Origin of the sequence: Tropicibacter sp. Alg240-R139 (assembly GCF_900537075.1) — a bacterium.
Classification (GTDB): Bacteria; Pseudomonadota; Alphaproteobacteria; order Rhodobacterales; family Rhodobacteraceae; genus Falsiruegeria.
Genome location: NZ_UNRA01000001.1, coordinates 411,984 through 435,460, shown reverse-complemented (window position 1 = coordinate 435,460; position 23,477 = coordinate 411,984). Strand labels below are relative to the sequence as shown.

20 protein-coding genes are annotated in these 23,477 nt (G+C 56.1%); 11 read left to right on the top strand and 9 right to left on the bottom strand.

What is annotated here, in order from left to right; genetic code table 11:
• Positions 1 to 128 precede the first annotated feature (128 nt).
• From G6R15_RS02130 to G6R15_RS02100, 7 genes are all read left to right on the top strand, one after another.
• The gene (locus G6R15_RS02130; protein WP_164658136.1) at positions 129 to 1,673 is read left to right on the top strand and encodes a tannase/feruloyl esterase family alpha/beta hydrolase; all 1,545 of its coding nucleotides are present in this window, start codon (positions 129 to 131) and stop codon (positions 1,671 to 1,673) included.
• Positions 1,674 to 1,848: 175 nt separating this feature from the next.
• Positions 1,849 to 3,657 carry an alkyl sulfatase dimerization domain-containing protein gene (locus G6R15_RS02125; protein ID WP_164658135.1) on the top strand — a complete coding sequence of 603 codons (1,809 nt, stop codon included), beginning with the start codon at positions 1,849 to 1,851 and terminating at the stop codon, positions 3,655 to 3,657.
• Positions 3,658 to 3,779: 122 nt separating this feature from the next.
• Entirely contained in the window at positions 3,780 to 5,063 is a 1,284-nt protein-coding gene (locus tag G6R15_RS02120; protein WP_205520455.1) for an MFS transporter, read from the top strand.
• A 9-nt stretch (positions 5,064 to 5,072) separates the two neighbouring features.
• Positions 5,073 to 6,194, top strand: coding sequence for a calcium:proton antiporter (locus G6R15_RS02115; protein ID WP_058271396.1), 1,122 nt, complete (start codon positions 5,073 to 5,075; stop codon positions 6,192 to 6,194).
• 367 nt (positions 6,195 to 6,561) lie between these two features.
• Entirely contained in the window at positions 6,562 to 7,986 is a 1,425-nt protein-coding gene (locus tag G6R15_RS02110) for a mechanosensitive ion channel family protein (protein WP_164658133.1), read from the top strand.
• Positions 7,987 to 8,064: 78 nt separating this feature from the next.
• Positions 8,065 to 8,568: a DUF3124 domain-containing protein gene (locus G6R15_RS02105; protein WP_164658132.1), complete on the top strand. Its 504-nt coding sequence runs from the start codon at positions 8,065 to 8,067 to the stop codon at positions 8,566 to 8,568.
• A gap of 244 nt (positions 8,569 to 8,812) precedes the next feature.
• Positions 8,813 to 9,178 carry a hypothetical protein gene (locus tag G6R15_RS02100; protein ID WP_164658131.1) on the top strand — a complete coding sequence of 122 codons (366 nt, stop codon included), beginning with the start codon at positions 8,813 to 8,815 and terminating at the stop codon, positions 9,176 to 9,178.
• Positions 9,179 to 9,795: 617 nt separating this feature from the next.
• Here G6R15_RS02100 and G6R15_RS02095 read toward each other — a convergent pair.
• Genes G6R15_RS02095 through G6R15_RS02085 form a run of 3 tightly spaced genes read right to left on the bottom strand, consistent with a single transcriptional unit; the run spans position 9,796 to position 12,201 of the window.
• Positions 9,796 to 10,569: an enoyl-CoA hydratase/isomerase family protein gene (locus G6R15_RS02095; RefSeq protein WP_255456149.1), complete on the bottom strand. Its 774-nt coding sequence runs from the start codon at positions 10,567 to 10,569 to the stop codon at positions 9,796 to 9,798.
• A 53-nt stretch (positions 10,570 to 10,622) separates the two neighbouring features.
• Positions 10,623 to 11,873, bottom strand: coding sequence for a DsbA family protein (locus G6R15_RS02090; RefSeq protein ID WP_164658129.1), 1,251 nt, complete (start codon positions 11,871 to 11,873; stop codon positions 10,623 to 10,625).
• 46 nt (positions 11,874 to 11,919) lie between these two features.
• The gene (locus G6R15_RS02085) at positions 11,920 to 12,201 is read right to left on the bottom strand and encodes a hypothetical protein (RefSeq protein WP_164658128.1); all 282 of its coding nucleotides are present in this window, start codon (positions 12,199 to 12,201) and stop codon (positions 11,920 to 11,922) included.
• A gap of 230 nt (positions 12,202 to 12,431) precedes the next feature.
• Here G6R15_RS02085 and G6R15_RS02080 point away from each other — a divergent pair, with 230 nt between their 5' ends.
• Positions 12,432 to 13,037, top strand: a complete 606-nt coding sequence (locus G6R15_RS02080) for a TetR/AcrR family transcriptional regulator (RefSeq protein WP_108792605.1) — start codon at positions 12,432 to 12,434, stop codon at positions 13,035 to 13,037.
• 4 nt (positions 13,038 to 13,041) lie between these two features.
• A complete protein-coding gene (locus G6R15_RS02075; protein WP_164658127.1) occupies positions 13,042 to 13,929 on the top strand; it encodes an SUMF1/EgtB/PvdO family nonheme iron enzyme in 888 nt (295 codons plus the stop codon).
• On the opposite strand, the gene G6R15_RS02070 is transcribed toward G6R15_RS02075, so the two are convergent.
• The gene (locus G6R15_RS02070) at positions 13,926 to 14,723 is read right to left on the bottom strand and encodes a glutathione S-transferase C-terminal domain-containing protein (protein ID WP_164658126.1); all 798 of its coding nucleotides are present in this window, start codon (positions 14,721 to 14,723) and stop codon (positions 13,926 to 13,928) included. The two genes, G6R15_RS02075 and G6R15_RS02070, sit on opposite strands and share 4 nt — an antisense overlap.
• Before the next feature lie 221 nt (positions 14,724 to 14,944).
• Between G6R15_RS02070 and G6R15_RS02065 the strand changes: the two genes are divergently transcribed.
• Entirely contained in the window at positions 14,945 to 16,588 is a 1,644-nt protein-coding gene (locus tag G6R15_RS02065) for a sulfatase-like hydrolase/transferase (protein ID WP_164658125.1), read from the top strand.
• A gap of 21 nt (positions 16,589 to 16,609) precedes the next feature.
• A complete protein-coding gene (locus G6R15_RS02060) occupies positions 16,610 to 17,770 on the top strand; it encodes a glutathione S-transferase N-terminal domain-containing protein (RefSeq protein ID WP_164658124.1) in 1,161 nt (386 codons plus the stop codon).
• A 51-nt stretch (positions 17,771 to 17,821) separates the two neighbouring features.
• Here the strand turns inward: G6R15_RS02060 and G6R15_RS02055 are convergent, their stop codons facing one another.
• The 5 genes from G6R15_RS02055 to G6R15_RS02035 all read right to left on the bottom strand — a co-directional run bounded on the left by G6R15_RS02055 (position 17,822) and on the right by G6R15_RS02035 (position 23,473).
• Entirely contained in the window at positions 17,822 to 18,907 is a 1,086-nt protein-coding gene (locus G6R15_RS02055; RefSeq protein ID WP_164658123.1) for a DUF2855 family protein, read from the bottom strand.
• Positions 18,908 to 18,968: 61 nt separating this feature from the next.
• Positions 18,969 to 19,664 carry a hypothetical protein gene (locus tag G6R15_RS02050; RefSeq protein ID WP_164658122.1) on the bottom strand — a complete coding sequence of 232 codons (696 nt, stop codon included), beginning with the start codon at positions 19,662 to 19,664 and terminating at the stop codon, positions 18,969 to 18,971.
• A gap of 70 nt (positions 19,665 to 19,734) precedes the next feature.
• Positions 19,735 to 20,781 carry a hypothetical protein gene (locus G6R15_RS02045; RefSeq protein WP_164658121.1) on the bottom strand — a complete coding sequence of 349 codons (1,047 nt, stop codon included), beginning with the start codon at positions 20,779 to 20,781 and terminating at the stop codon, positions 19,735 to 19,737.
• A gap of 58 nt (positions 20,782 to 20,839) precedes the next feature.
• Positions 20,840 to 21,661, bottom strand: coding sequence for a type 1 glutamine amidotransferase domain-containing protein (locus G6R15_RS02040; RefSeq protein WP_164658120.1), 822 nt, complete (start codon positions 21,659 to 21,661; stop codon positions 20,840 to 20,842).
• A gap of 57 nt (positions 21,662 to 21,718) precedes the next feature.
• Complete coding sequence (locus G6R15_RS02035) at positions 21,719 to 23,473, bottom strand: arylsulfatase (RefSeq protein WP_164658119.1); 1,755 nt, start codon at positions 23,471 to 23,473, stop codon at positions 21,719 to 21,721.
• Between the last annotated feature and the right edge of the window lie 4 nt (positions 23,474 to 23,477).

Here is a 23,477-nt window from a genome sequence, read left to right as displayed (position 1 = left end):
GTGGCTACTCGACATTTACAGTCTTCAATCATTACACTGGCATCAGACAAGTCTGAGATCATGAGGAAGAGCTCAAAATGAAGGTACAGTCCATTGCTGCCGGTTTTGGTGCGCACAAAATGAGACTAATGGCCGTAACTACCGCGCTTGCTGCCTCAGCGACTGCGTCAGTCGCAAGCACGGGTGAATGCAATGTTGCGGGCATTCCCAGCTTTCCCGATATGAGCGTTATTTCGGCCGAAGCTGTATCTGAACCTGCTGCTTACTGCCGCGTCATCGGCAGAATAGGAACAGAAACCGAATTTGAACTGCTGCTGCCGGATGAGTGGAACGGAAAGTTCATCATGGGTGGCAGCGGCGGATTCGCTGGCAACTTCGACAACATGGCAAACGACGCCTTTAACGTCGTTACGGATGGGTGGGCGACGGTCTCGACCGATACCGGGCACAAGGGCAGCAACATTGTCGCATCTTGGGCGTTGAACAACCTAGAGCGTCAGGTCTCTTTTGGGTTTCAGGCCGTTCACAGGACCGCCGTCACATCAAAGGCGATTATTGCCGACTTCTATGGGACTGAAAGCCAGCGAAACATTTTCCTTGGTTGTTCCCGTGGTGGTGGCCAGGCAATGATGGTAGCACAGCGATCCCCCGATGTGTTCGACGGGATCTATGCTGGAGCCCCCGCTTACTCCTGGACAAAGGAAATGGCTGGTCGTTGGACCCACGATGCTCAAATCATGTATCCAGATCCAAACCAGATCACGACGCCCGTGATTGATGCCGACGCGCTTGCCATTCTGGGTGGCGGGATCATGGAACATTGTGACGCTCTGGACGGACTCAAGGATGGAATTCTGAATGACCCGAGGCAGTGTGACTTTGATGTCGCGTCGCTGACCTGCGGCGAAGGCGAAACCAATCAATGCCTCAGCCCGGAACAGGTTGCAGCAGCGAAAGCCATTCACAGCGAAGCCGAGTTCGGTGGCATCTCGTGGCCGGGAACGCCGATGGGTGTGGAATTGCCCGGCAATCCGCTTGGTTGGTTGATTTGGATCTCCGGAGGCTATGTCGAAGGCGCAGAGATGGACTTTCACCCTGGCTCTGAACAAAGCGCGTTTGAAGAACCCCCGATCCCGAATGCCACTTGGGGATTTGCGACGCAGATGATGAAGTACTTCTTCTACAACGATCCTGATTGGACTTATGAGGGTTATGATTTCTCAGACTACGCTCATCACGCCGAACGTCTCAGTTCTTCGGTGGATGCCGACAATCCTGACCTTTCCAAATTCAGGGCCAATGGTGGAAAGCTCATCCTCGACAATGGTTGGATGGACGGATCACTGACCGCCTACGGAACAATAAACTACTATGAAAGTGTTCTGGCTCTAGATCCGACAGCCCGTGATGACGTGCGCTTGTTCGTTCGCCCAGGTGTTACCCATTGTAGTGGTGGACCAGGACCGGATGGCACAAACTACATTGCAGCTTTGGAAGAGTGGTTGGACACAGGCGTTGCTCCCGATCAACTGGATGCTCCCTTCGTGGACCCGAGGACGCGACAGCCGGACGGTCGAGGTGGGCGCATCATCTGCGCACACCCGTCAGTCGTGACCTACGATGGAAGCGGTGATCCCAACAGCCCAGAAAGTTTCCGTTGCGAAGTGCCGTAGCAGTAATCAGGGAAATTCTGCCCACGCGAACTCCGCGGTGAAACGAACGACATCATATCTGCAGCACACTGCCACAATCGCAAATCCGGGGTAAAGAACTATGACTACAAGACGAAACTTTCTTCAAAATGTGCCAGCGCTTGGAGCTTCTCTCGCGGCGGCGCCGCTCGCAACGATGAACGCCAGAACAGCGCGCGCTCAGAGCACCGACTCATCGGTTGAAGACTCTGAACTAAGACCGCTCTCCTACCGAGGCAGTTTCGACGACACCAAAGCGGAGATGCCGAACGGGGGGATTGCGAATGGTGACTACATAGACTGGCTAGTGTCCCAACCCACCGAAGCGACAATATTTGAGCCGCAGGAGGGGGTGTGGTCGATCGTCGGCTATATGCTCGGGAATTTCACTTTCGTACAAGGAAAAACAGGGCTGATTGCTTTCGATGCTGGCAATAACATTGGCATGGGTCGCGATATCCTTGCACTCCTGCGGACAAAGACACAGCTTCCGATTGTTGCAATCATCTATTCGCATCATCACTACACTGCGGGCGCTCGCGCCTACGTAGAAGACAGCGGCGTTGACCTGCCCATTTATGGGCACCCCGACGTTGACGCAAACCTGCAGCTAACAGCCGGTGAGCTTGGGCCGATGCAGTTTCGCAGGGCAAGCCTTCAGCTTGGCTTCTATTTGCCGCACGACGGACCAGATGCTTATGTTGGTCCGGCCGAACCGACATTCGACGATCCCGAACTTCAGGAGAATGGTCACCTTCCGGTGACGTACCCTGTTGCCGACGGCGAGGAATTCTTGATCGATGGATTACGTGTCGTCTTCCATCACGCGGTTGGTGATACCCGGGATAGCGTGATCGTGCATTTTCCGGATTTGGACCTCGTGTTGCACAACACAAACGTCGTTCCTATGGCATTTTCCATGTATACGCTACGCGGCGATTTTTACCGCGCTCCGGACGACATGATTGCATCGATCGACAAAATGCGCGCCATTCGCCCCGGTGTCTTGGTCGGCTGCCACGGCGTGCCGCTGATTGGCGACGAGGCCTACGAAGTCATGACGGCGCATCGCGACTACTATTCCTATATCTACAATCAGTCGGTCAGAGCCATAAATCGTGGAATGACACCGGACCAAATGGTCGAGGCCATTCAAGTACCCGAGCACCTCGCCAATCATTCTTGGTTGTTCCCGGGGTATGTCGAGCACGAGTACAATATTCGCGGTGTTTACAGAGGTATCGTTGGCTGGTTTGCCGAGGACACCGCCGATCTGCATCCTCCGACAGATGCCGAACTCGGTAGCGTGATGATCGAAGGATTCGGTGGCGTCGATGTTATCATCGATCGGGCGCGGGCCGCCTTCGAAGAAAGAAAGTACAACCTGACTGCGAAGCTTCTAAGCTTTGTTCTGGCGGCTGATCCAATAAACACAGACGCTCTCCAACTCAAGGCAGACGCGCTGCGAGCCATGGGGCAAGCCGCCCAAGCCGGCATTCAGGCCCGAAACTTTTTCCTGACCCATGCTCTCCACCTCGAAGGTAAACTCGATTGGAAGCAACCGCCGGAGATTGGCTTTTTCTCCCCTCCTGGTGTCGATTTGGTCATGAATACGCCGCCTGGCACCTATCTCAAGCTGTTACAATTCAACGTCGACCCGGTGAACAGCGCAAACGTTGAAGCCATCGCCAAGTTTACGTTCACCGATGTGGGGCGGTCGTGGGGCGTGCACGTTCGACGCGGTGTCGTTGAAGTTACTGAGGCTGCGCCGACAACAGTCGATGTAGAGGTCGAGCTGGACCGCAGGATCTGGGCTCGCATCGCTCTTCGGGAAATCTCGCTGGCAGACGCGATCGCTTCCGGCGATGCAGTTGTCACGGGTGAGCAATCCACGATGGAAGCGATCGTCAACTCCTTTGACCGCATCCCGACGCGCCAGCCTGAACCGGAGCACATGAACCTTTAATCGTCGACTTCTGGCGAGTTCTCAATTTGTTTCTTCGGCCAATGGGCTTGACCCAGACGGTATGGCAGTTGCCGCCGCGTACGAAAAACTACAAGTAAAAATAATGAGCTGGACCGAAAGTTGTGGCAGTTAAAAAACAAGATCCAACTAGCTTTAACGCAAAACTTCTGACACTGAGGTCGCTCTTCATTGGAATGGCCTCCGTTCAGATCGTAACGGCCGCGTCTGCGACTCTTGTTGCATTGTATTTTGCCGAAACCGGTGTGTCGCAAGAGGTAGCCGCGCTCGCACCGGCGTTCTATTCACTAGGATTTCTTGTCGGGTGTTTCTATATCGCTGGCTGGCTCAGCGCGATCGGCCATGTTAGATCATTCGCGGCTGGAGCCGGGATTTGCACGGCCTCAGCACTGGCCTTTTCCGTAAGCGACTCTGTACCGTTCCTTTTGGTCGTCCGTTTTGCGATCGGAGTTGCGACGGCGGGATTATTCGCCATCGGAGATGCTTGGATTAGCGAGTCAGCCGACAAAGAAAGTCGTGGCAGGTTGCTCGCGATATACGCGATTGTGCTTGGCACGATGTCAGTGGCCAGTCAGTTCTTGATACAATTGCTGCCGGGCGACCTAGACGAAGCTTTTGTTCTCATTTCCATGCTGTATTGCCTTGCCATCGTTGTTCTTTCCGCGGCCCAAACGGATCCTCCAGCCCTGAAGTCCAATGCAAATGTCCGAATAAAAGCAATGTTCCAGGACTCGCCAACAGCATGGGTTGGTGCGTTCGTGGTGGGTATGGTCGCCACAACACTCTTAAGTGTGGCGCCCTATCACGCAGCAGTTCTGGGCATCGAAACAAGAGATATCGGCCTTGCAATCGGGGTTCTCTACCTTGGGCGGATCGTGTTCATGTATCCATTGGGGAACCTGTCTGACCGAATTGATCGTCGCTTGGTCATTATGATGAGCAGCGTTCTTGCGGCTTTCCTGCTGGCGAGCGTTGCGGTTCTCGGATCTGGCGATGAGACCGCCTACATCCTAGCAGCCGGGCCCGGTTGGCAAGTATTGCAACTGGCCGCTTTTCTTCTTTTAGGGGGATCTCTGCTAACCTTGTATTCGTTGCTCGCAGCTCACGCGATGGATCGCACGCCACCTGTTTTTGTTGCGTCTGCTTCCGTTACGATGCTTTTTGTGAGCACCGTGGGTGCCATTGTTGGGCCTCTCTTGGCTGGTGCGGTTTCGGGAATTTTTGGCGACATCTCGCTATTCTGGTTTCTTGTATTGATTACGATCAGCTACGCTGGATTTGCCGGTCTCAGGCTGATACGAAAGGATGCTGCAGCGAGTGCTGAGAAAACTCACCATAAAGTCGCACAAACAAACAGCGTCGAGCTGACACCGGAATTAAAGAGATAGGAAAAATCGATGGCTCATGGAGGCGACAACACACTTCGAGCCGAATGGCCAACCGGGCTCATCTGGCTGACTTTTGCTGCGATGTCTTTGATCGGAGACGCCTTAAAGCCTGATATTATCGGTTCGGGCGCTTCTTGGATTATGCTCGGCGTGATTTTCGCGATTATGCTCGGTACTGTCTTTCGAGTTGTTCATCATGCCGAATGCCTGGCGATCATTTTCGGCGAGCCCTTTGGTACGCTAATTCTGACGCTTTCAGTCATCGGGATCGAGGTCGCCCTTATTACCGCCGTCATGCTAAACGGCGACAACAACCCGACCTTGGCGCGGGACACGATGTTCTCTGTTCTGATGATCGTTATGAACGGCCTCGTTGGCCTCAGCTTGTTGATCGGCGGTCTCCGGCACGGGCTTCAGGTTTTCAACTTGTCGGGTGCCAACGCCTATCTAGTCGTTCTGCTGCCGATTGCGTTGACGAGTCTCGTTCTTCCCAGCTTTACGACTTCAGCCGAGGGCGGAGGGTTGTCGCCCTTACAAGCAGGGTTTCAAGTCGTAATGTCCTTGGTGCTCTACTGCATCTTTCTGGCATACCAAACGCTCGGGAAACCGGAAATATTTCGCCAGCCGGCAGATGAGATTCCGACAACTGCAGGTTCGTCCATTCATAATCTGGAAACCAAAAGTATTGGCTATCATGTGGCTGGCCTTCTACTGGCAATGCTCCCGATCGTATTGCTGTCCAAGATGCTGGCTGTATACGTAGACTTTAAGATCGCAGAACTCGGTGCGCCTGTCGCGCTTGGAGGGTTCCTGGTGGCTGCAATGATCCTCACGCCCGAGGCGCTGGCTGCTCTGGATTCCGCACGGGCCAACCAGTTACAACGCGCCGTGAATATCTGCTTGGGTTCAGCCGTCGCGACTATCGGCTTAACAGTCCCGGCGGTACTTGTCGCATCAACGATGTTTGGCCTTCCGATTGAACTCGGCCTGGAACCAGCCGAAATTGTACTGCTCGCTCTTACTCTCGCGATTAGCATTGTTACCTTTGTGGGGACCCGAACCAATTCACTGCAAGGGGTAGTACACTTGGCAGCCTTTTTTACTTTCGTGGTTTTGATTTTTGACACTTAAAGCACAGAGCCCACTACACAGCATACCCAAAGCACTTCCGCCAATGGGATGAACTCGCTGCTTTCCCCTGTGGATTAACCTGAAAGGGTTTACCCTGTACACAACAAACCAGCCAGATGTTTGAGCCTCACAAATTGGGGTTCCCAAGCGCGGTTGTGGCACCAAAGTTGCGCTGATTTCGCCGCAGTGAAAGTGAATTCTGGAAATTGTCCGGACCGGAACGCTGTAGGAAAGAGCAACTCCGGCTGTTCCCCGCTGCGACAAGTTAAATTGCGGATCGCAAGAGTATGTCTGTTTACCGGCACTTGAAGCAATAAAGCCGAAAAGGTACTGGTTTCAGCCAGCGCAGAAATGAGGGACCATCGCAATGGCTACAGTCGGCTTCTTCCAACACCCTCCATCAGTGAGAAGTAGAACCATACCAACGGGAACGGAAGATGCATCTGTTGCCGTACATGTTTTTGCAGTGCTGCTGTCCGTGGTGTTGATCGCCATGCCGGTCCCGGTCGCGTCGCAAACGCAAAATTCCTCGACACCAAGCGCGAGTGAAGAGCCTAATGCGCCGGAGGGTGATCGAAATCAATCTTACGTTGAAGCTGCGACCGATCCAGATGTCAGCAATGCTGATCTGAGGAAAATGTTAACGCCGTTGACCGCCACGCAAATTTCACAGGTCACAGAAGGTTGGCAAATAATACTTCAGGAAAACGTTCAGAGAACCGTCGATCTGCAACGTTCGCTCAAGAACTTGGACACCGCCGAAACGCAAATAGCGCGAAGAAATCTCGTTGAGCTCGATGACGACAGAAGCCGCATTCAACGGAACTATTCCTCAGCCTTGCAGGCGTGGACAAAGAAAGGAGGGTCAGTTGAGGAAACCAAGCCCTACCGCGATTACCTTACTGCTTTGACGTCCGAACTCATTTACGTAACGGACAATTGGGCACTGGTTGAGAGCGCTGTCCGTTGGACGTTTTCCACAAGCGGTGGCCTTGATTTCATTAAGAAAATCGGGATAGTAGTGTTTTCGATATGGGCCATAAGGTTGGCTGCCCGCGTATTGGCCCGAATGAGCAAGAAGGCCTTGGATCGGCAGCGCGAGTTATCTGAGGCATTGAAAAGTTTTGTTCCCAGGATTGTTTACTGGGGAACATTTGTCGTGGGACTGATGTTTCTTCTCTCTGGGCTGGGATTTTACCTCGGACCCATTTTGACAGTGTTCGGCGGTCTGTCGATTGTCGTTGCGTTTGCAATGCAAGAAACTTTGGGGAATCTGGCCGCCGGTTTGATGATCATGGTGTTCAAGCCATTTGATTTTGGAGATTTCGTTGAAATGTCCGGAATTTCTGGCGAAGTCTATGGTATGAGCATCATTTCAACAACCATACGGACCTTTGATAACAAGTTCATTATTGTCCCGAACTCGACGATTTGGGGGGACGTGATAACCAATGTGAACGCAGCTAAAACACGCCGGGTCGATATGGTGTTCCGAATTGGGTATGAGGATGACGTCGATAAGGCCAAGGCTATTCTGATGGACCTCTGCACCACCCATGAAAAAGTTCTGGAAACCCCCGCACCGTCAGTTTTCATGGCCGCAATCGACGAGTCTTCCGTGAACCTGAACTGCCGACCTTGGGTGGCAACCGCCGATTATTGGTCCGTCTACTGGGACCTTATCGACAAAGGAAAGAAGGCATTTGATGCCGAAGGTGTGTCCACACCGCTACCGCAAAAGCAGGTTCATATTGTCGACAAGTCGCCGCCAGACGATAAAACCTCGTACTGAACATAGATATTGAGTCAGGAGACAAGTAATGAAAACCCGGAGTGTTCTGATGCCCTTCGCTTCCACCGTCATAACGATATGAAACACCAGACCGTACGACATCTCCTCAAAGCCAATTTATTGGCCGCAATATGCTCAATCGCTCTGGTTTTCCCAGTTACAGGGGTACTTGCCCAGGAAGCAGAACCTTTTGCCCGGTTGAATGCTCAAACTCTTTTTGTCCCCGGATATTCTGAGGTTCTCACTCATGAAGGATCGAGTGAACCGCTGGCATCCACCCTGTATATACACAATGTTGACCCGGAACTGAGTATTGCTGTCTTGGAAATCGAGTATCTCGATACAGATGGCGGTTTGGTAAAACGCCATCTTAACGGTGAAAAAGTGCTTGAGTCATTTCAGTCTATGAGAGTTTTGGTGCCACTCGGGTCGACACAAAACGCCCATGGTGGAAATTTCGTGGTGAAATGGGAAGCAGAAGACGCGGTTCTTCAACCAATCGTTGAAGCCCTTATCGTCGGCGGAAACGGCACCCACGGCATTTCTTTCATCTCCAAAGCACGTGTGCTGTCTCAAAGATAATATTGAATTGGGAAGTTTGGCGTCGAAGGATGCTTCACGCAAAGCAAGATTGGCTTAGGGCAACCAAATTTAGGCCGTCTGAGGCTCTTTGTGAGGTCAGCCAGAGTCTCACTCTTCACAAAACTGCCAGCTACCTTCTGAACTACTCTGATATCGTAACATAAGCCCCTAACACTTTAGGCTGCATAGTGACTTCAAATGAAACCGACACTACTGTTGCGTCGACGATAACCAGAGGCACGAAATGGCACAAATACTGATCACTTTGAAAGTAAACCCTTCGGAAGAGACCGTGATCTCTGAAGAAACGGTAGAAGTGTCTTTCGGTGACCACGGCTGGGACAGACGACGAACATCGATAAGCAATACTTTCGACTGTAAGGGCCTGACGTTCGTAGAGTTTCCACCAGGATATACAGATAGAGATCGGGTGCTTGATTGCCCGAGAATAGTTTTCTGCCTTGCTGGGCAGATGAAGTTGGAAGTTCCCAGTGGAGACTTCAGAATATTGCAAGCAGGCGATGTTTTGAAAGTCTATCTTCCCGAGCCGCCGGATTTTTCACTTTCGATCGTCGGTAAGGACAGGTTTCGGTGTGCTGTGGCGATGTAAAACTAAAGAACCAAGTGAGCGAAAGAACAAATCCGCAAAGTCCCGCGTCTTGATAGTTATGACACTCTGCAGCGAAAATGCGGTTTGGATTTGACGTCATGGAGCCAGATTGAATGACAGCATTAGCGACGTGGGCTGCAAGGCAGCGACAGACATACCGCAAACGCGTGGCCATGCTGCGTCAGCAAAGTCAGAAAAACGAATGTCGGTAAAGTCCGCCTCTGGATTCTTGAAACAGCGCGCAGCGAAAGGGCAGTTTGAAATCCTGTGAAATCCACACGAGTGAACGGCCGGTTTCGTGAAACTCGCTGCATCTCCGAAAAATTCCCGCTGCACCCGCGAACGCTTTCTGCGCAAGCATTAGCCGCGTCAGCAAAAGGCGGCATTGTCCCGCTCTTCAGACTTTCGCCGCACGCAGAACGAATTCACACAATGCGGACTTTCCGGACTTGTGCAGGCGCAGCTACTGCTCGCGCAGCATTGCTTTGCATATGCAGCGAGCTCTACGCCGCAACGTAGCCCAAGGCGCAGAAGCGACCGTTGCCGGTCGGTTTCGACGGCCTCATCCAAACAACACTTTCGCCGCATAGCGCGTGAATGGGCGAGACGCGGACAAGTCAGTCATCCTTGTTAAAGACAGGCTCCCGTTTTTCGAGAAACGCCAGCATACCCTCTTGGGAATCTGCCGTATCACGCGTGAGCAGCACCGCTGCCCGTTCATCAAGAATTGACTGCCGCAAGCTTTTCGCCTCTAAGCCAACGATGGTGTCGAGTACGCCTTTTACGGCAAGACGCGGCTGCTTTGCCAGTTCCTCACCCAGTGTCTGCGCCCGTGCCTTGATCTCGGTGACCGGGCACGTTTCCATGACCAACCCAAACTTCAGGGCTTCTTCTCCGGAAATCTTTCGTCCCCGAAGGATCATATCGAGCGCAACATCGCGGCCTACCACCCTCGGCAGACGGGCCGAGCCGCCCCAAGCGGGGACCGTACCGAGGTCCATCTCCGGCAAGCCGATCTGAGCGCCTTCATCTGCTGCGAGCCGGAAATGACAGGCCAGCGGTAGTTCAAGCCCGCCCCCCAAACAATAACCAAACAATGTTGCTATGCTGGGTTTGCCCAAGTTCTCGATGAGATCAAGGACCCGCAGGCGTTGGTCCAAAACCGCTTCCAATGATCCCTTGCGTTCGATACCCTCGGGAATCTGCTTCAGATTCATACCAACCGAAAAGTGGTCTTCGCCCTCTGATGTAAACACAAGCGCGCGAACAGAGTTGTCAGCGCCCAGTTCCGGGACCAGACGCTCAAGCTCGTCCATGTATTCAAGGGTCATGCGGTTATAGGGCGCATCATTGTTGGACAATGTGGCGACATGGTTTTTTATGTTAAGCAATACAGCGCTCAATGTCGTTTCCTAGTCGTTTTCCTTGCGGGACAGTGCCGGCTTCAAGCAAGCAGCCAAAGCCTGTCCTGGCCCCAAAATACGGTATCGCTGCAGCGGAAACTGGGCACGCCCCAAAGGCCCAGTGCGGTCAGGGCGCGGCGGTTTTCTTCGACTTCCGCGCGCCAGGTGTCGCTTTGAAGGTGTGGTTTTGCCTTGTCCCAATCCAGCCCGGCCCGTTCGACAATCCGGGCAAGGCCGCGGTTTGTTTTGGCGTCGATCCCGTCGGCCCAGACGCCACGCAGAAAGCTTGATGCATAATCGTCCAGTCGCCCGGCCTCGCGTGCGTATCCGATCAGCGCATAGCCGCGCTCGACCGCCTTTCCAAGCGGGTCACAGACATGGCCAAACGGGATACCCAGCCGTCGGGCTTCGCGGGCGACGTCATGCAGGATGTAGAACTGTTTTGCCTGAGGTACGGCCAAGCCGCGCATGACCATTGGCAGGACCGGGCGGAAGCGGAGTTCGGCGCCACGGGCCCGGGCAAATTCGCGGGCACGGTCAAAGGCGAGATAGGAATAGGGGCTGCGAAAAGAGGTGAAAAGTTCGATCACCGTGCCCGGCGGGGCAGGGGACGTCGCATCGGGTGCGGGTGGGGCGTATATTGGATCTGCTAGCGCGTCCGGTTTGGCCACGCCTCGCCCGCGCAATCGGGCTTCCAGGTAATGCAGCCGGTCAATGCCCCAGTACCATTCGCCGCCATAGTGGAAGGTTGCACCAAGATAGTGCCCCAGCTGTTCCAGCCGCGCGTCGCCTTGTGCCATCTCTGTGGCCGGTTTGCTCACAGGGGCGTCCGGCAAAGCCTCGCCCTGCCACAGGGCGTTGCCGACGGCGATCGCGGTCTGAGCGAAATCGGGCCGAGGCAAGGCAGCGGCCACAAGGGCGCGGGCATGGTCCAGCCTTTCGGTTGTTGGCGGGATCGGCGTGGCGGGAAGGGCAAGCCCTGCCTTTGCGGCCAGCCGCGCGGCATCCAGCCGTGCATAGTCTTTCAGCGCCGCCCGGTCCGGTGCGGCCCAGTCTGGCGGCGCGGAGATCAGGTGGGGGCGAAGCTCGATCTCATAACGATCCTGAAACCGGCGCAGGACCTGTGCTGTCAGATGAGAGTATGGATCAGAGACGTCATGGAAATAGTCGACGACATGCGCTGCACCTCGGCGTAGGCGCTGCCGCTCGAAAGCGGCCCGCTTTCGCAATTGCCGTGGTTCGCCCGTGATATGGGCAATGATGCGAGATTTGATCAGGCTGTCAAAGGACATGAATACCTATCTTTCCAGGTCCGACCCGGCGCATGGTTTCCAGGATTCAGGAATCCACCTTTTGCAGGCACGCCACGGCCTGTTTGGCTTTGCCCCTGACCCCGAAAAAGGCAACTTCGTCTTTGGACACCATGTCCTTGACGGTTGATTTGATCCGCGCTTTGTTGCCTGACTTGTCGCCAACCACGATTTTCGGTTTGACCCTGTTGTAGATCAACTTGCTGTCGCCGGATAGCCCGGCAGCGCAGGCATCGGCCTCGTTCCATCCGGCCTGTGCGCCTGTTGCGCTGATTGCTAACGCGAATGCGAAGATTGTGACTGTTTTCATCGGTAACCTCCTGTCGATGTGAAGCGCGCCGTTAAGTATTGGTCTTTCGGCGACCTTCCGTCTCTTGCGAAATGCCTAAAGTAATGTCATTATATATGTCAATAAAATGCTTAAGGGCGTTACAATCAAAGCCCTCAACCGGACTGGCGCGATCGTTTTTCTAAGTGCTGGCATTTTGGAAGCCATTCAAATAGGGTGTTGGGAATGGTTGACCTGAAAGGAATGCAACAGTGGCAGTTAAGGCAGAACCCGTTGCAAAAAAAGAAAAAACAGACGGTCGCAAGCAGCGCAGTGCGCGCAGCCGGGACAAGATCAAGACATCGATCCTCACCCTGATCCGTGCCGGAAACTATGCCCCGCGGGCCATTGACATCTCAGAGCATTCGGGCCTGAGCATGCGCACGGTGTTTCGCCATATCGATGACATGGAAAGCCTGCTGCGCGAAATCGCGGGCGATATGCAGAAAGAATTGCTGCCGCGGTTCCTGCAGCCTTACACGGCAACCGACTGGCGGGGTCAGCTGGACGAGAATATCGCGCGCCGCGTCGCGGTCTGGGAAGACATCCTGCCGGTCCGCCTGTCTGCATCGTTGTGCCGCTTCCAGTCGAAATTCCTGCTAGAAGAATACCAACAGGTTCTTGAACTTGAGGGCGCTTCCCTGAGGGCGGTGTTGCCGGAGAACATTACCGCGGATGAGGCATGTTTCAATTCTCTGAATGAAGTGTTGGGGGTCGGTTGCTGGATCAACATGCGCATGGATCGTGGGCTGTCCGCTGATGCGGCGCAGGCGGTTGTGCGCCGCACTGTCGAAGCTTTGATCGCTAGCGCCGGATAGCGGGATGCGTTGGCGGGTTTCGGTGTCTGGCCTGATGGCTCTTGGTTTGGCGGCTGCGTCCATCTGGTGGCCGCACGGTGACGATCCATCACGGCACTGCGTTCTGGCTGACGATAGCATTGGCGGGTTCGTGCAGGTGCCGGGCGGCGGGTTCGTCAAGGGTGCCGACGCGATCTATCCCGAAGAAGGCGGACCGATCAAGCTGCATGTCTCGCCGTTCTCGTTGTCGGTCACCGAGGTGACGAATGACCAGTTCGCCGCTTTCGTGGCCGCCACTGGCTATGTCACCGAGGCCGAACAAAACGGCGGTTCGGCGGGGTTTATCGAGACCGAGACGCCTTCGGACCTTCTGTCCTGGTGGAAGCTGGACAAAGGCGCGACCTGGCGCACGCCAGCCGGGGCAGGGTCGGATATTGCCGGGCTGGGCCGCCACCCGGTGGTGCATGTCAGCCTGACGGATGCGCGTGCCTATGCAGCCTGGGCCGAGGGGCGTTTGCCCAATGAGATTGAGTGGGAATATGCCGCGAGCCTTGGCCTCTTTGACCCCGACGATCCGGAATCTGGTCTTCGCGGCCCCGATGGCGAGATCCGGGCCAATACCTGGAACGGCGTTTTCCCTGTGCTGAATACGGCCGAGGATGGGTTCGCGGGCACCGCCCCGGTGGGATGCTACCGGGCCAACCTGATCGGCGCCCATGACATGATCGGCAATGTCTGGGAGTGGACTGAAACGCCGTTTGGCGACGGTAGTCCGCAGTTCACCATCAAAGGCGGGTCTTATCTGTGCGGTTCGAACTATTGCCGCCGTTATCGCACTGCGGCCCGTGAAAGCCTTGAGCCCGACTTTTCAACCGCGCATACCGGGTTTCGCATTGTGAAGGATCCGGGTTAGGGGGGGGTCGTTAACACTTCGCAGCCGGTGCCGTCGAATGCATCGCGCACTGCGGTCTGGTCTTGCGTCGAAAGCGCGGCGAAGCTGTCGCGCAAAACCCGTAGGCATTTGGCCTGATAGGGGAACGTGGCCTGTGTCCAGGGTGCTCCGTCGATCTCTAACGTGACCTGTTTTTCACCCGCCGCATGGGCGGTGGCATTGGCCTGCAAGAAGGGCGCATAGGTTTTGCCGATCTCACAGAACAACGGTCGCAGGGTGGTGGCCACCTCGTCGCGAGACAGCCAGCCGTTTTCGTCAGCGGCGTAACCGGTAGCGTCTTCCAGGTGGTCGATCCAGGCGCGCAGGCGCGGCGCGTTTTCGCGGGCGATCGCGGCAGAGGTCGGCTCGATCGTCAGCAATTGTGTGAACTGGCCGAGAATGGCGAAATCGGCGGCCGAGGGGCGGGTGCCGAACAGGAACGGTCGGGACGCGACGATGCTATCCAGAAGCTTGAGGACACGCAGGTAGCTGGCTTCGATGATCGCGGCGGTCGTATCTTTCGACCCCACGACGCCAAGTCGCCCGATCTGGCGAGCGGCAAAACTTGCTGCAAAGGCATTGGCGGGGCCTTCCGTGGCCTGGGGCATCATCCAGTAGACCAGCAGCGGCGCGACATGATCGGCATTTTTTTCCGGCACCGCCCAACGATAGTGGAACATCATCTTGCTCAGCCATTCGTCGGCGTAATCCTCGATAATGTCCTGAAGGAACCGGGTGGCGGGATCACTGGCGTGTATACGGCGAGGCCGGTGCACCAAGAAGTTCGATTGGTTTCGCTGATTCAGACATTTCGACCTTGCGCATATCGACATGCTATATGTCAACATATGCGGATCGCGCGCTGCGATGCAGTGGGTGCCATGCACTTACCCTGCGGAATTACGCAACGACACCGGGCTTGCGCTTTTCATCTTCCACGATAAACTGGCATTAGATATGACAAAATAAATTGCCCCGGTCAGGGAGGACAAGGCCAATGTGGAAAAAGATCAGTCTCGGCGCGGTGGCGCTGATACTTGTGGCGGGTGTTGTTGGATATGCAAAGCGGATGGATATCCTGCTTTATGTTGTGGCCAACCGGGATCTCCCTGAGACGGGGCCCAACCGTCCAGTCACTTGGGAAAAAGGGCCCGAGAAAACCGAATCCTTGCCCGTCAACAAACCCAACATCGTGTTCATCCTGCTGGATGATGTTGGCATCAATGACCTTAGCGGCTTTGGCGAGGGTATCACCCCGACGCCCAATATTGCCCGGCTTGCAGCCAAGGGCGCGATTTTCACCAATGCCTATGCCGGGCACGCCAACTGTGCGCCATCGCGGGCAGCGATCCTGACAGGGCGCGATGCATCCAGCACCGGCTATGACGTGACGCCCACGCCCGATGGCATGGGCCGGATGATCGCCATGATCGGCAACTACGACTCCATGGGGCGGCCTGAATACATCTATGACAAGGCGGCCGACGCGGCCAACCCGACCTTTGACGCGCGCGGCCTGCCAGGGTCCGAGATCACTTTGGCCGAGATCTTGCGCGATACTGGCTATCACACGATGCATATCGGCAAATGGCATCTGGGTCGGGCGGAAGGCATGTGGCCCAAAGACCAGGGCTTTGATGAAGATCTGATGATGGCCAGCGGGCTTTTCCTACCGGTCGACGACCCGAACGTGGTCAATGCCAAGCTGCCCTTTTCGTCCCTCGACAAGTTTTTGTGGGCGCGGGTGCAATATTCGGTGATGCAGGGTGGTGGCGACTGGTTCGCGCCCAAGGGCTATCTGACGGACTATTTTACTGAACATGCCGTGCGCGCCATTGAGGCCAACGCGGGTCGGCCGTTTTTCCTTTATCTGGCGCACTGGGGCGCGCACACGCCATTGCAAGCCACGAAAGAGGATTACGAAGCGGTTGGCGATATCCAACCCCACCGCAAACGGGTCTATGCGGGGATGATGCACTCGCTTGATCGTTCGGTGGGTCGCATCATGGATAAGCTAGAGGCGGAAGGGATTGCCGACAATACGATCGTGGTTCTGTCCAGCGACAATGGCGCGGCGGACTATATTGGTGTTGACGGGGTCAATGCGCCCTATCGCGGTTGGAAAAATACGTTTTTCGAAGGCGGGCTAAAAATCCCGATGTCGGTGACATGGCCAGGCAAGATCGCTCCGGGTACAAAAATCGACGCGCCGGTGACGCATCTTGACCTGATGCCGACGCTGGTGTCCGCCGGGGGCGGGGCGCTGCCGGTGGATCGCGATATCGACGGGCACGACATGACGCCGCTCTGGACCGGGTCGGACCGGCTGACACGACCCGACGATGCGATCCATTGGGGGACGTCGGACTACCGCGTGGTGCAGGCGGGGGGCTGGAAATTGCAGCTCAACCCGAGATTCGATCAAGGCTGGCTGTTCAATCTGAATGACGACCCGACCGAGCAAACCAACCTGATCGATGAAGAGCCGGAAAAGGTGGCGGAACTGACCGCGCTGATCGAGGCGCATTGGGCGGGTTCGCAACCTCTGGCGCAGTCGGTCGTTGCGGGCCCGCTAGCCATCGACAAGCATCTGGCTGACGAGTTTGTCGCGGGGGATGCCTTTGTCTACTGGCCGAATTAACTGCCTGAAAGGTGAACAATCATGACGGACCAAGTGGTTTTTTATGGCGGCAAGCTGTCGCTATACTCTGCAAGAGTGCGGTCCTATCTGCGCCATCAGCGCATTGCGTTCACGGAACGCGCGCCGGGGTCAGAGCGGGCTCTAAAGGTAATCTACCCCGCAATTGGGCGGCGTATCATACCTGTGGTGGAACTGCCTGATGGCACGCTGTTGCAGGATGGCGCGCGCATCATTGACCACTTTGAGGCCTCAGGACAGAGCCGGTTTTCGGTCTATCCCAAAGACCAAGCACTGAATGTCGTCGCCCGCCTATTCGATCTGTTCGGCAACGAGGGCCTCATGCGTCCAGCGATGCACTATCGCTGGAACTTACCTGAGCAAACGCCATTTGTTCGGCATATTTTCCGCGACGCCCTACCGTTGGGCAAAAACGAAGCGGAAAGTGACGCAGGTTTCGAGAAGCTGTCGGGTCTCTTACGCACATATACTGCGATGATCGGGGCAAACGCCAAGAACGCGGCGGAGATCGAGGCGGCCTATCTGGACTTTCTCGGCCGGCTGAACGCGCATTTCGCTGTGATGCCCTACCTCTTAGGTGGGCGTCCGACAATCGCGGATTACGCGCTGTTTGGCCCGATGTTTGCTCACCTTGGGCGCGACCGGCTCCCGCTGGCTCTGATGCAGGAACGCGCGCCTTTTGTCTTTGACTGGACCGAACGGATGAACGCGTTCGAGGATATCGAGGACGCTGTTTCGCTGGCGTGGGGCACAGGCATGGTGAATCTTGAAAACCCGCCGGACACATTTCTGTCTTTGCTTAAGTACGTGGCCGAAGGATACGCCGCCGAATACGCCGCCCATCATGCCTATTGTGATAAGTGGCTGGCGAAACAACCCAACGAGGTGATCGAAGGCCACCGGGTTTTCGCAATGACGCAATTCGAACTGCGCGGGGCCAAGATGCCGGGGCCGGTCAAGGCCTACCGGCATTTCCTTTCGCAACGCATGACAGACGCCTTCGATGATGCCCCCGAGGCGGCGCAAGCGACAGTGCGCACCCTGTTTGAGCGTTGCGGCCTTGCACCATTCCTCGACCTGCGGGTGTCACGTCGTGTCGGGTGGCAAGACCATCTTGAGATATGGGAGCCGATTGAGGCACCTTCGGAACAAGAAAACCTGTGACACAGGCCTGGCACCGGATGGAGGCGAAATGCTCTGGGCTAGGTCCTGATCCTAGATACTGACAATCAACCCTGAGCTGCCGGGCACTTTGTTGTCCAAAAGCGCAAGCCAGGACGCGGCGACCTTGTCGACACCGTTCTGCGCCACGATGTCCAGCGTCGACGCGGTGTCCTGTGTCACGCCGATACTGGCGGTAAAAGCCTTTTGCCAGAACTTGCCCGGGCCCCATTCCTTGTCGCGCTTGCCCATATGGGTGGGGGCAAAGAAGAAGGCGGGTTTTGCGCCCGGCAGGTCGCTGGGCGGTTTGCCGCCGTCCTCCCAATGGGTGGCACCGACAACCCATGTGGCCAGAATATTGTCGGTGAAATGCGCGTGCATGCGTATGGTCAAAGGCACATCTCCAGACATGTCGATAAAAACGGATTTGACAGATGCGTCCAACGCGTTTTCCGCGCCATAGACAGTGATCTCGTCAAAACATCCGAGCTTTTCGCAAAATGCGACATTGCCCTGCGACGTGAGCCCAGCAACACGTTTGCCCACCGTCTTGTCGTTGAACAGAAGATGCGCCAGACCAAAGCCGGTTTTGGAGGATGCCGAGCCAATCAACACCTGATCCGCGCCAAAGAAATCATTGTCGATCAGAAAGTCATACAGAATATAAGAGGTCGCGAAGAGCGGGAAAAGGATGCAGCGCTCATCCTCAAACTGGTTCAGGATTTCAGGCTCCGGCCCCGTGCGCATATAGGCGTTATACATCGGCGGCAGCGCACTGCGGTGATCGGCAGCGTCAAAAAAGCGGCTGTCGGTCACCTTGCTCGGGCGTAGCACCACATGGCTGGCCAGCGGGAAGAAGCCCCAGACCCGTTCGCCTGGCTCAATTTCAGCGCAGTTGCTCTCTACGGCATGGGCAAAGCCCCAAGCAGGCACCTTGCCCCAGTTTTCATCAGCGGGGAAATAACCCCAATAGCCGATCTTATCGCCGGTCACGGCATAGCTGACGTTGTTAGCGGTCAGGCCGAGTTTCTCGATTTTCATCAGAACTTCGCCCTCTTTCAGTTCGGGGGCGGGGAGCGTGACGGTTTTGGTGTCGCGCAAATCGGTGCGGTTGGTCCAAAGCTCGGTGATCGTGGTCATGCTAAAATCCTCATTCTGTGTCAGAACCCGAAATCATTAACTTGGGAGATATCGCCTCTCGCTAACTTAGCGCCTGAATGACGAGATTGCCGAGCGCTGCGGCCAGGATTAACGCCGTCGCCATGAAAAGCCGCGGACCGGCAAAACCCGTCATCATCATCTTGTTCGGGTAGCTGATGTTTTCGAGAATGGCTGCGCGCTTAAACTGGTGGATGCCCGCAAAGGCAGACATGGCGGCCATATTTGCCAGATCGCGGCGACTGCGATAGCGCATCACGTTGGTCACTCCCCATTGTGCGCCGCTCTCGGCGGTCGACCCCCAACTGTCAACATCCCCGCCATGACGCATCATTAAAAGTGTAGGGTGCCCGCCGCGCAGGAGCAGCTGTTTGATAAATGGTCGGGAGTAGCTTTGCACCAGTGTCCGCGGCTCGATCGGCGCGCCGGTATCAGGATGCGCGATCTTGCCGTCGGGAAACAGCATGAGATTGAGCATGAAAAACTCACCGCCATCATCGGTTTCGAGAAAGGCGCGAAACCCGTCAGGATCATTCTTGGGCTGGATGGTCTTGAGGACGTCGTCGACTTCGGCCTGTGTCAGCGGGCCGCGCCAATTCTGATAGTGGCTCAAAAACAGAGCATAGAGTGCCGCAGCAGCAATCCAGGGCCATGCCCAATAGGGAGCCACCGCCATGGCCGCCGGCGCAATCGCACCGGCAGGCACGCCGATCGAGAGTTGGGGTGGAAGCTTTGTCATTGATTTGTTCCAAGATCAGAGTCTTTTCGGTGCCTTTGCTGCGCTGCCGGGCCTGTAGGGTCTGTCGGGCCTAGGCCAGATAGTCCAAGCATCCCGTATCCGTCAGCACGCTGTTCAAATTGGCCTTCGCGTCGTCGGACAGGCTTTGGTAGCGATCCTGCAGGGCAGGTAGGCAACCTTGATGCCGCTCTGCGGGCCGTCGGGTAAAGGTGCTGTCATCGATCGGGAAACTGAGCATTTTCTCTCCTGCGTCCATCGCGCGCCTGTTCGCGCGCAAAAGCGGCAAGTGGTATTTTGCGCTCAGCCTGAGCAGATCAATCACAGGAGAGGACTTGAGACGTTCAGGATCTGCCGACAAGGATTGCCACGCACCTTCGCGGCCGCTGAGGTCTTCCATCAAAGTCGTCCAGCGATAGGTGAAGTTGAAGTTCTGGCGTAAGTGCGCCGAAGGCGTGTGATCAAGAATGAGTTGTGAAAGTATTCCATAAAGCGCGAATTCAGCGCGCGACGGTCGCGTGCCAAAAAGAAACATGCCAGAGGTAAAGGCGCGTTCCGTGATCTTCAACAGCGCATCAAGGCTTTCGTCATGCAGCGGGAACATCTCTTGCTCGCCGCATGTCGCGCGCACGAGCTTGGTCTGGCGAGCCGCCCACATGGTGGCAAAACCGTCAAATTGCGGCGTTGTCGTGTCACCTCTCAGATATTCGTAAACGATCCATTGGCTGTTGAACTTGCGATCCTCCTCATGCCGCCAACGCATCATGAAGAACGGCCAAAGTAGCCATTCGTCGGCGAAATCTTCGATAAGATACGCAAGGAAGGCATCGGCCTCATCTTCCGGCTCGGCACGTCTGTCGGGGAACCGCTCTTCGAGCAGATCGATCATAAAGGTGGAATCGTTGCGAAATACCCCTTCGGGATCTTCCAGAACCGGGACCATATAGGTTTCGACTTTGGTTTGCGCGACTGTATTGGCGCGTTCGTCCGTGATCCATTGAAACGGATGCGACGATACCGCATGTAGGCGCGCATTTTCATCGAGAAGGGCGACATCGACCCGCCATAGAGTTTGTAATCGGTCATTGGACGTTTCTTTCGTAAATTGGTTGAATTGCATCTCAGGGAGGGTTGAAAGGCAGCCGACACTCTCGCCGACCGCCTATTGGCTGTCTTTCTCACTTGGACAGCAATTCCATCATCCGGTGTGCGGCCTCGGCACCGCTGTTTTGGTTCTGACCCGTCACAAGGCGGCCATCAACGCTGACATGGTTGGCGAACATGTCGCGGAAAGCTGTGTCGGCCTCGAAGTTGGCCTTGGCGGCGCGCAGTTCGGTTTCAGGGTGTTTGGGGGTTATCGAAATGCCCAGCTGATTGATCTGGGTATCGGTTACACCGGTCACGGTGCGTCCCTCAATCAGCGGTGTGCCATCGGTGTTCTTGGCATTCACCAGCCCCAATGCGCCGTGACAGACAGAACCGATCACGTCGCCGCCCGCATTTGCCGCTGTCACGAGCGCTGCCAGATCCTCGGATTGAGCAAAGTCGTAAGCAGCCCCCCAACCACCGGCGAGGAAGATCGCGTCATATTTGGTGATGTCGACATCTTTGACAGAGATCGAGTTCGTCAGTTTGGCCATCGCAACCGTGTCTTTCTTGAACCGGAAATCGGCCTCTGTGCCCAGAGGCCAGCCCATCGAGCGCGGCTCAACCGGGATCTCACCGCCCTTGATCGAGACGAGGTCGACCTCCATGCCCGCATCAAGGAAGGCATAGTAGGGCACGGTCAATTCCGAACCGAAGACGCCAGTTTCCTTGCCAGTGTCGCCCAGCGTGTCCTGGCTGGTGGCGATGATCAGGGCGCGTTTGCCGGCCAGATCATATTCGGGGATATCGTAGTGCGGATGAAGGCCCATCATGTTCAGCGCCCGCGGCAGTCCGAAATAGACCACGATGGTGAGAACAGGAATTGCGATGAGGATGATTTTCAGCCAGGACATTGGGGTTCTCCTTAAGTTGGCAGCTCGTATGACATATTATGCTAGGGTAAGGGCCGATCAAGGGCGCAACCGGCGCCCGACCCAGCGGAAGGAAAAGAACAGGATCGTAAGCAAGACCAGCCCGGCAACAAGCAGTCCAGGCCAGTGTTCGCGCGCCATTTTGCTGACCACGTTTTTCTTGATCTGCTTGAACGGGTTGTAGTCCGCAGGCACAGGCACCACGCCAACCTCGTCGGCATAGCTGAGATATTCGTTCTGCATGTCCTGAAACAGCTCGGGACGGGCGCTTGCAAGGTCCGTGGTCTCGCCCGGATCGGTCGCGAGGTCATACATATGCCATTTGCCATCACCCAGCGGTGTCGGAATCCGCGAGATTTTCCAGTTGCCACGATAGAGTGCCGCGTTGCCACTGACCTCGAACCCAACCGCCTCGTCGTCGCCGTAGACCGCGGCGCGCGCACCACTGAGCATGGGCAAGAGGCTGCGGCCGCGAATGTCGGGCGCTACCGGGTCCAGCCCGGCAATATCCAGCATGGTTGGCACCAGGTCGGTGACATGGGCGCGGCCGTCCAGAATGCCGGTTTGAGGCAGGTCCGGACCCGCAATGACAAGCGGCACGCGCAACCCGCCCTCGGTCGCGGTGAATTTGAACAGCGCAAAAGGCGCGGCCGAAACCGAGGCCCATTCCTCGCCGATAAAGGTCATGGTGTTGCGCTCCCCCAGTGTTTCGAAGTCCTGGTTCCACCCGGTTTGCCGCATCCACCAGCGCTGAAACACGCCTTCGGCGCCGGGTGCATTGCCGATCCCACTGGATTCCGGTCCGTTGTCCGAGGTCACAATAACAAGAGTGTTGTCGAGCTGACCTTGCGCCTCGAGATGCGCCAGCAGGCGGCCCAAATGGTGATCCGCGGCCTCCAGCATCCCAGCATTGACCTGCATAGACCGCGCCCAATAGCTCTGGTCCGCGGGGCTCAGATTCTTCCAGTCGCGCGACGAAGCGGGCAGGGGGGCCAATTCCGTGCTCTCGGGCACCAGTCCCAAGTCGACAGCGCGTTCCAGCCGCTGCTTGCGCATCGCCTCCCAGCCTTCATCAAAACGTCCTGCATAGCGGTCGCGGTACTCCGGCGCGACCTGGATCGGTATGTGGATTGCTTGGAAGGACAGGAAGCTGAAGAACGGTTTTTGCGGGTCGGCCTCGTCGAGATAATTGATCATCCGGTCGACGATGCCCTCAGACGAATAGAACCCCTCAGGCAGGGTAGTCGGTTTGCCATCCTCATACCAATTTGTGGTATTATAAAGTGGCACATAAGGCGTGTGGTCGTAATTGCTGCCCCCGGTGGCGTCGATCACGAAAGAGCGGTCAAAGCCGAAACGGTGCGGCAGGTTCTGCCCGATATCGCCGATGCCCCACTTGCCCGAGATAAAGGTCTGGTATCCTTCTTCATTCAGGCGCGAGGCGATGGTTGGCAACCCGTCTTCCCAACGCATTGAATAGCCGGGGTATTGGCGCATATCAGGGGAAAGGGTTTCAGGGATCGAGCCTAACCCGACCTCGTGATTGTCGCGCCCGGTCATCAGCATCGCCCGGCTCGGGCCGCATTGCGGCGACATATAAAACCTAGAAAACATCGCGCCCCGATCGGCCAACGCGTCGATATTGGGGGTGGCGGCATCGCCGCCATAGGCACCGAAATCCATGAAACCAGCGTCGTCCAACAATACCAGCAGGATGTTTGGACGGGCGGCCTCTTGCGCCATCGCAGGGATGGCAGCGGCGATTGCAAAGGTTGCGGCGAGCGTGAATTTCATCGGT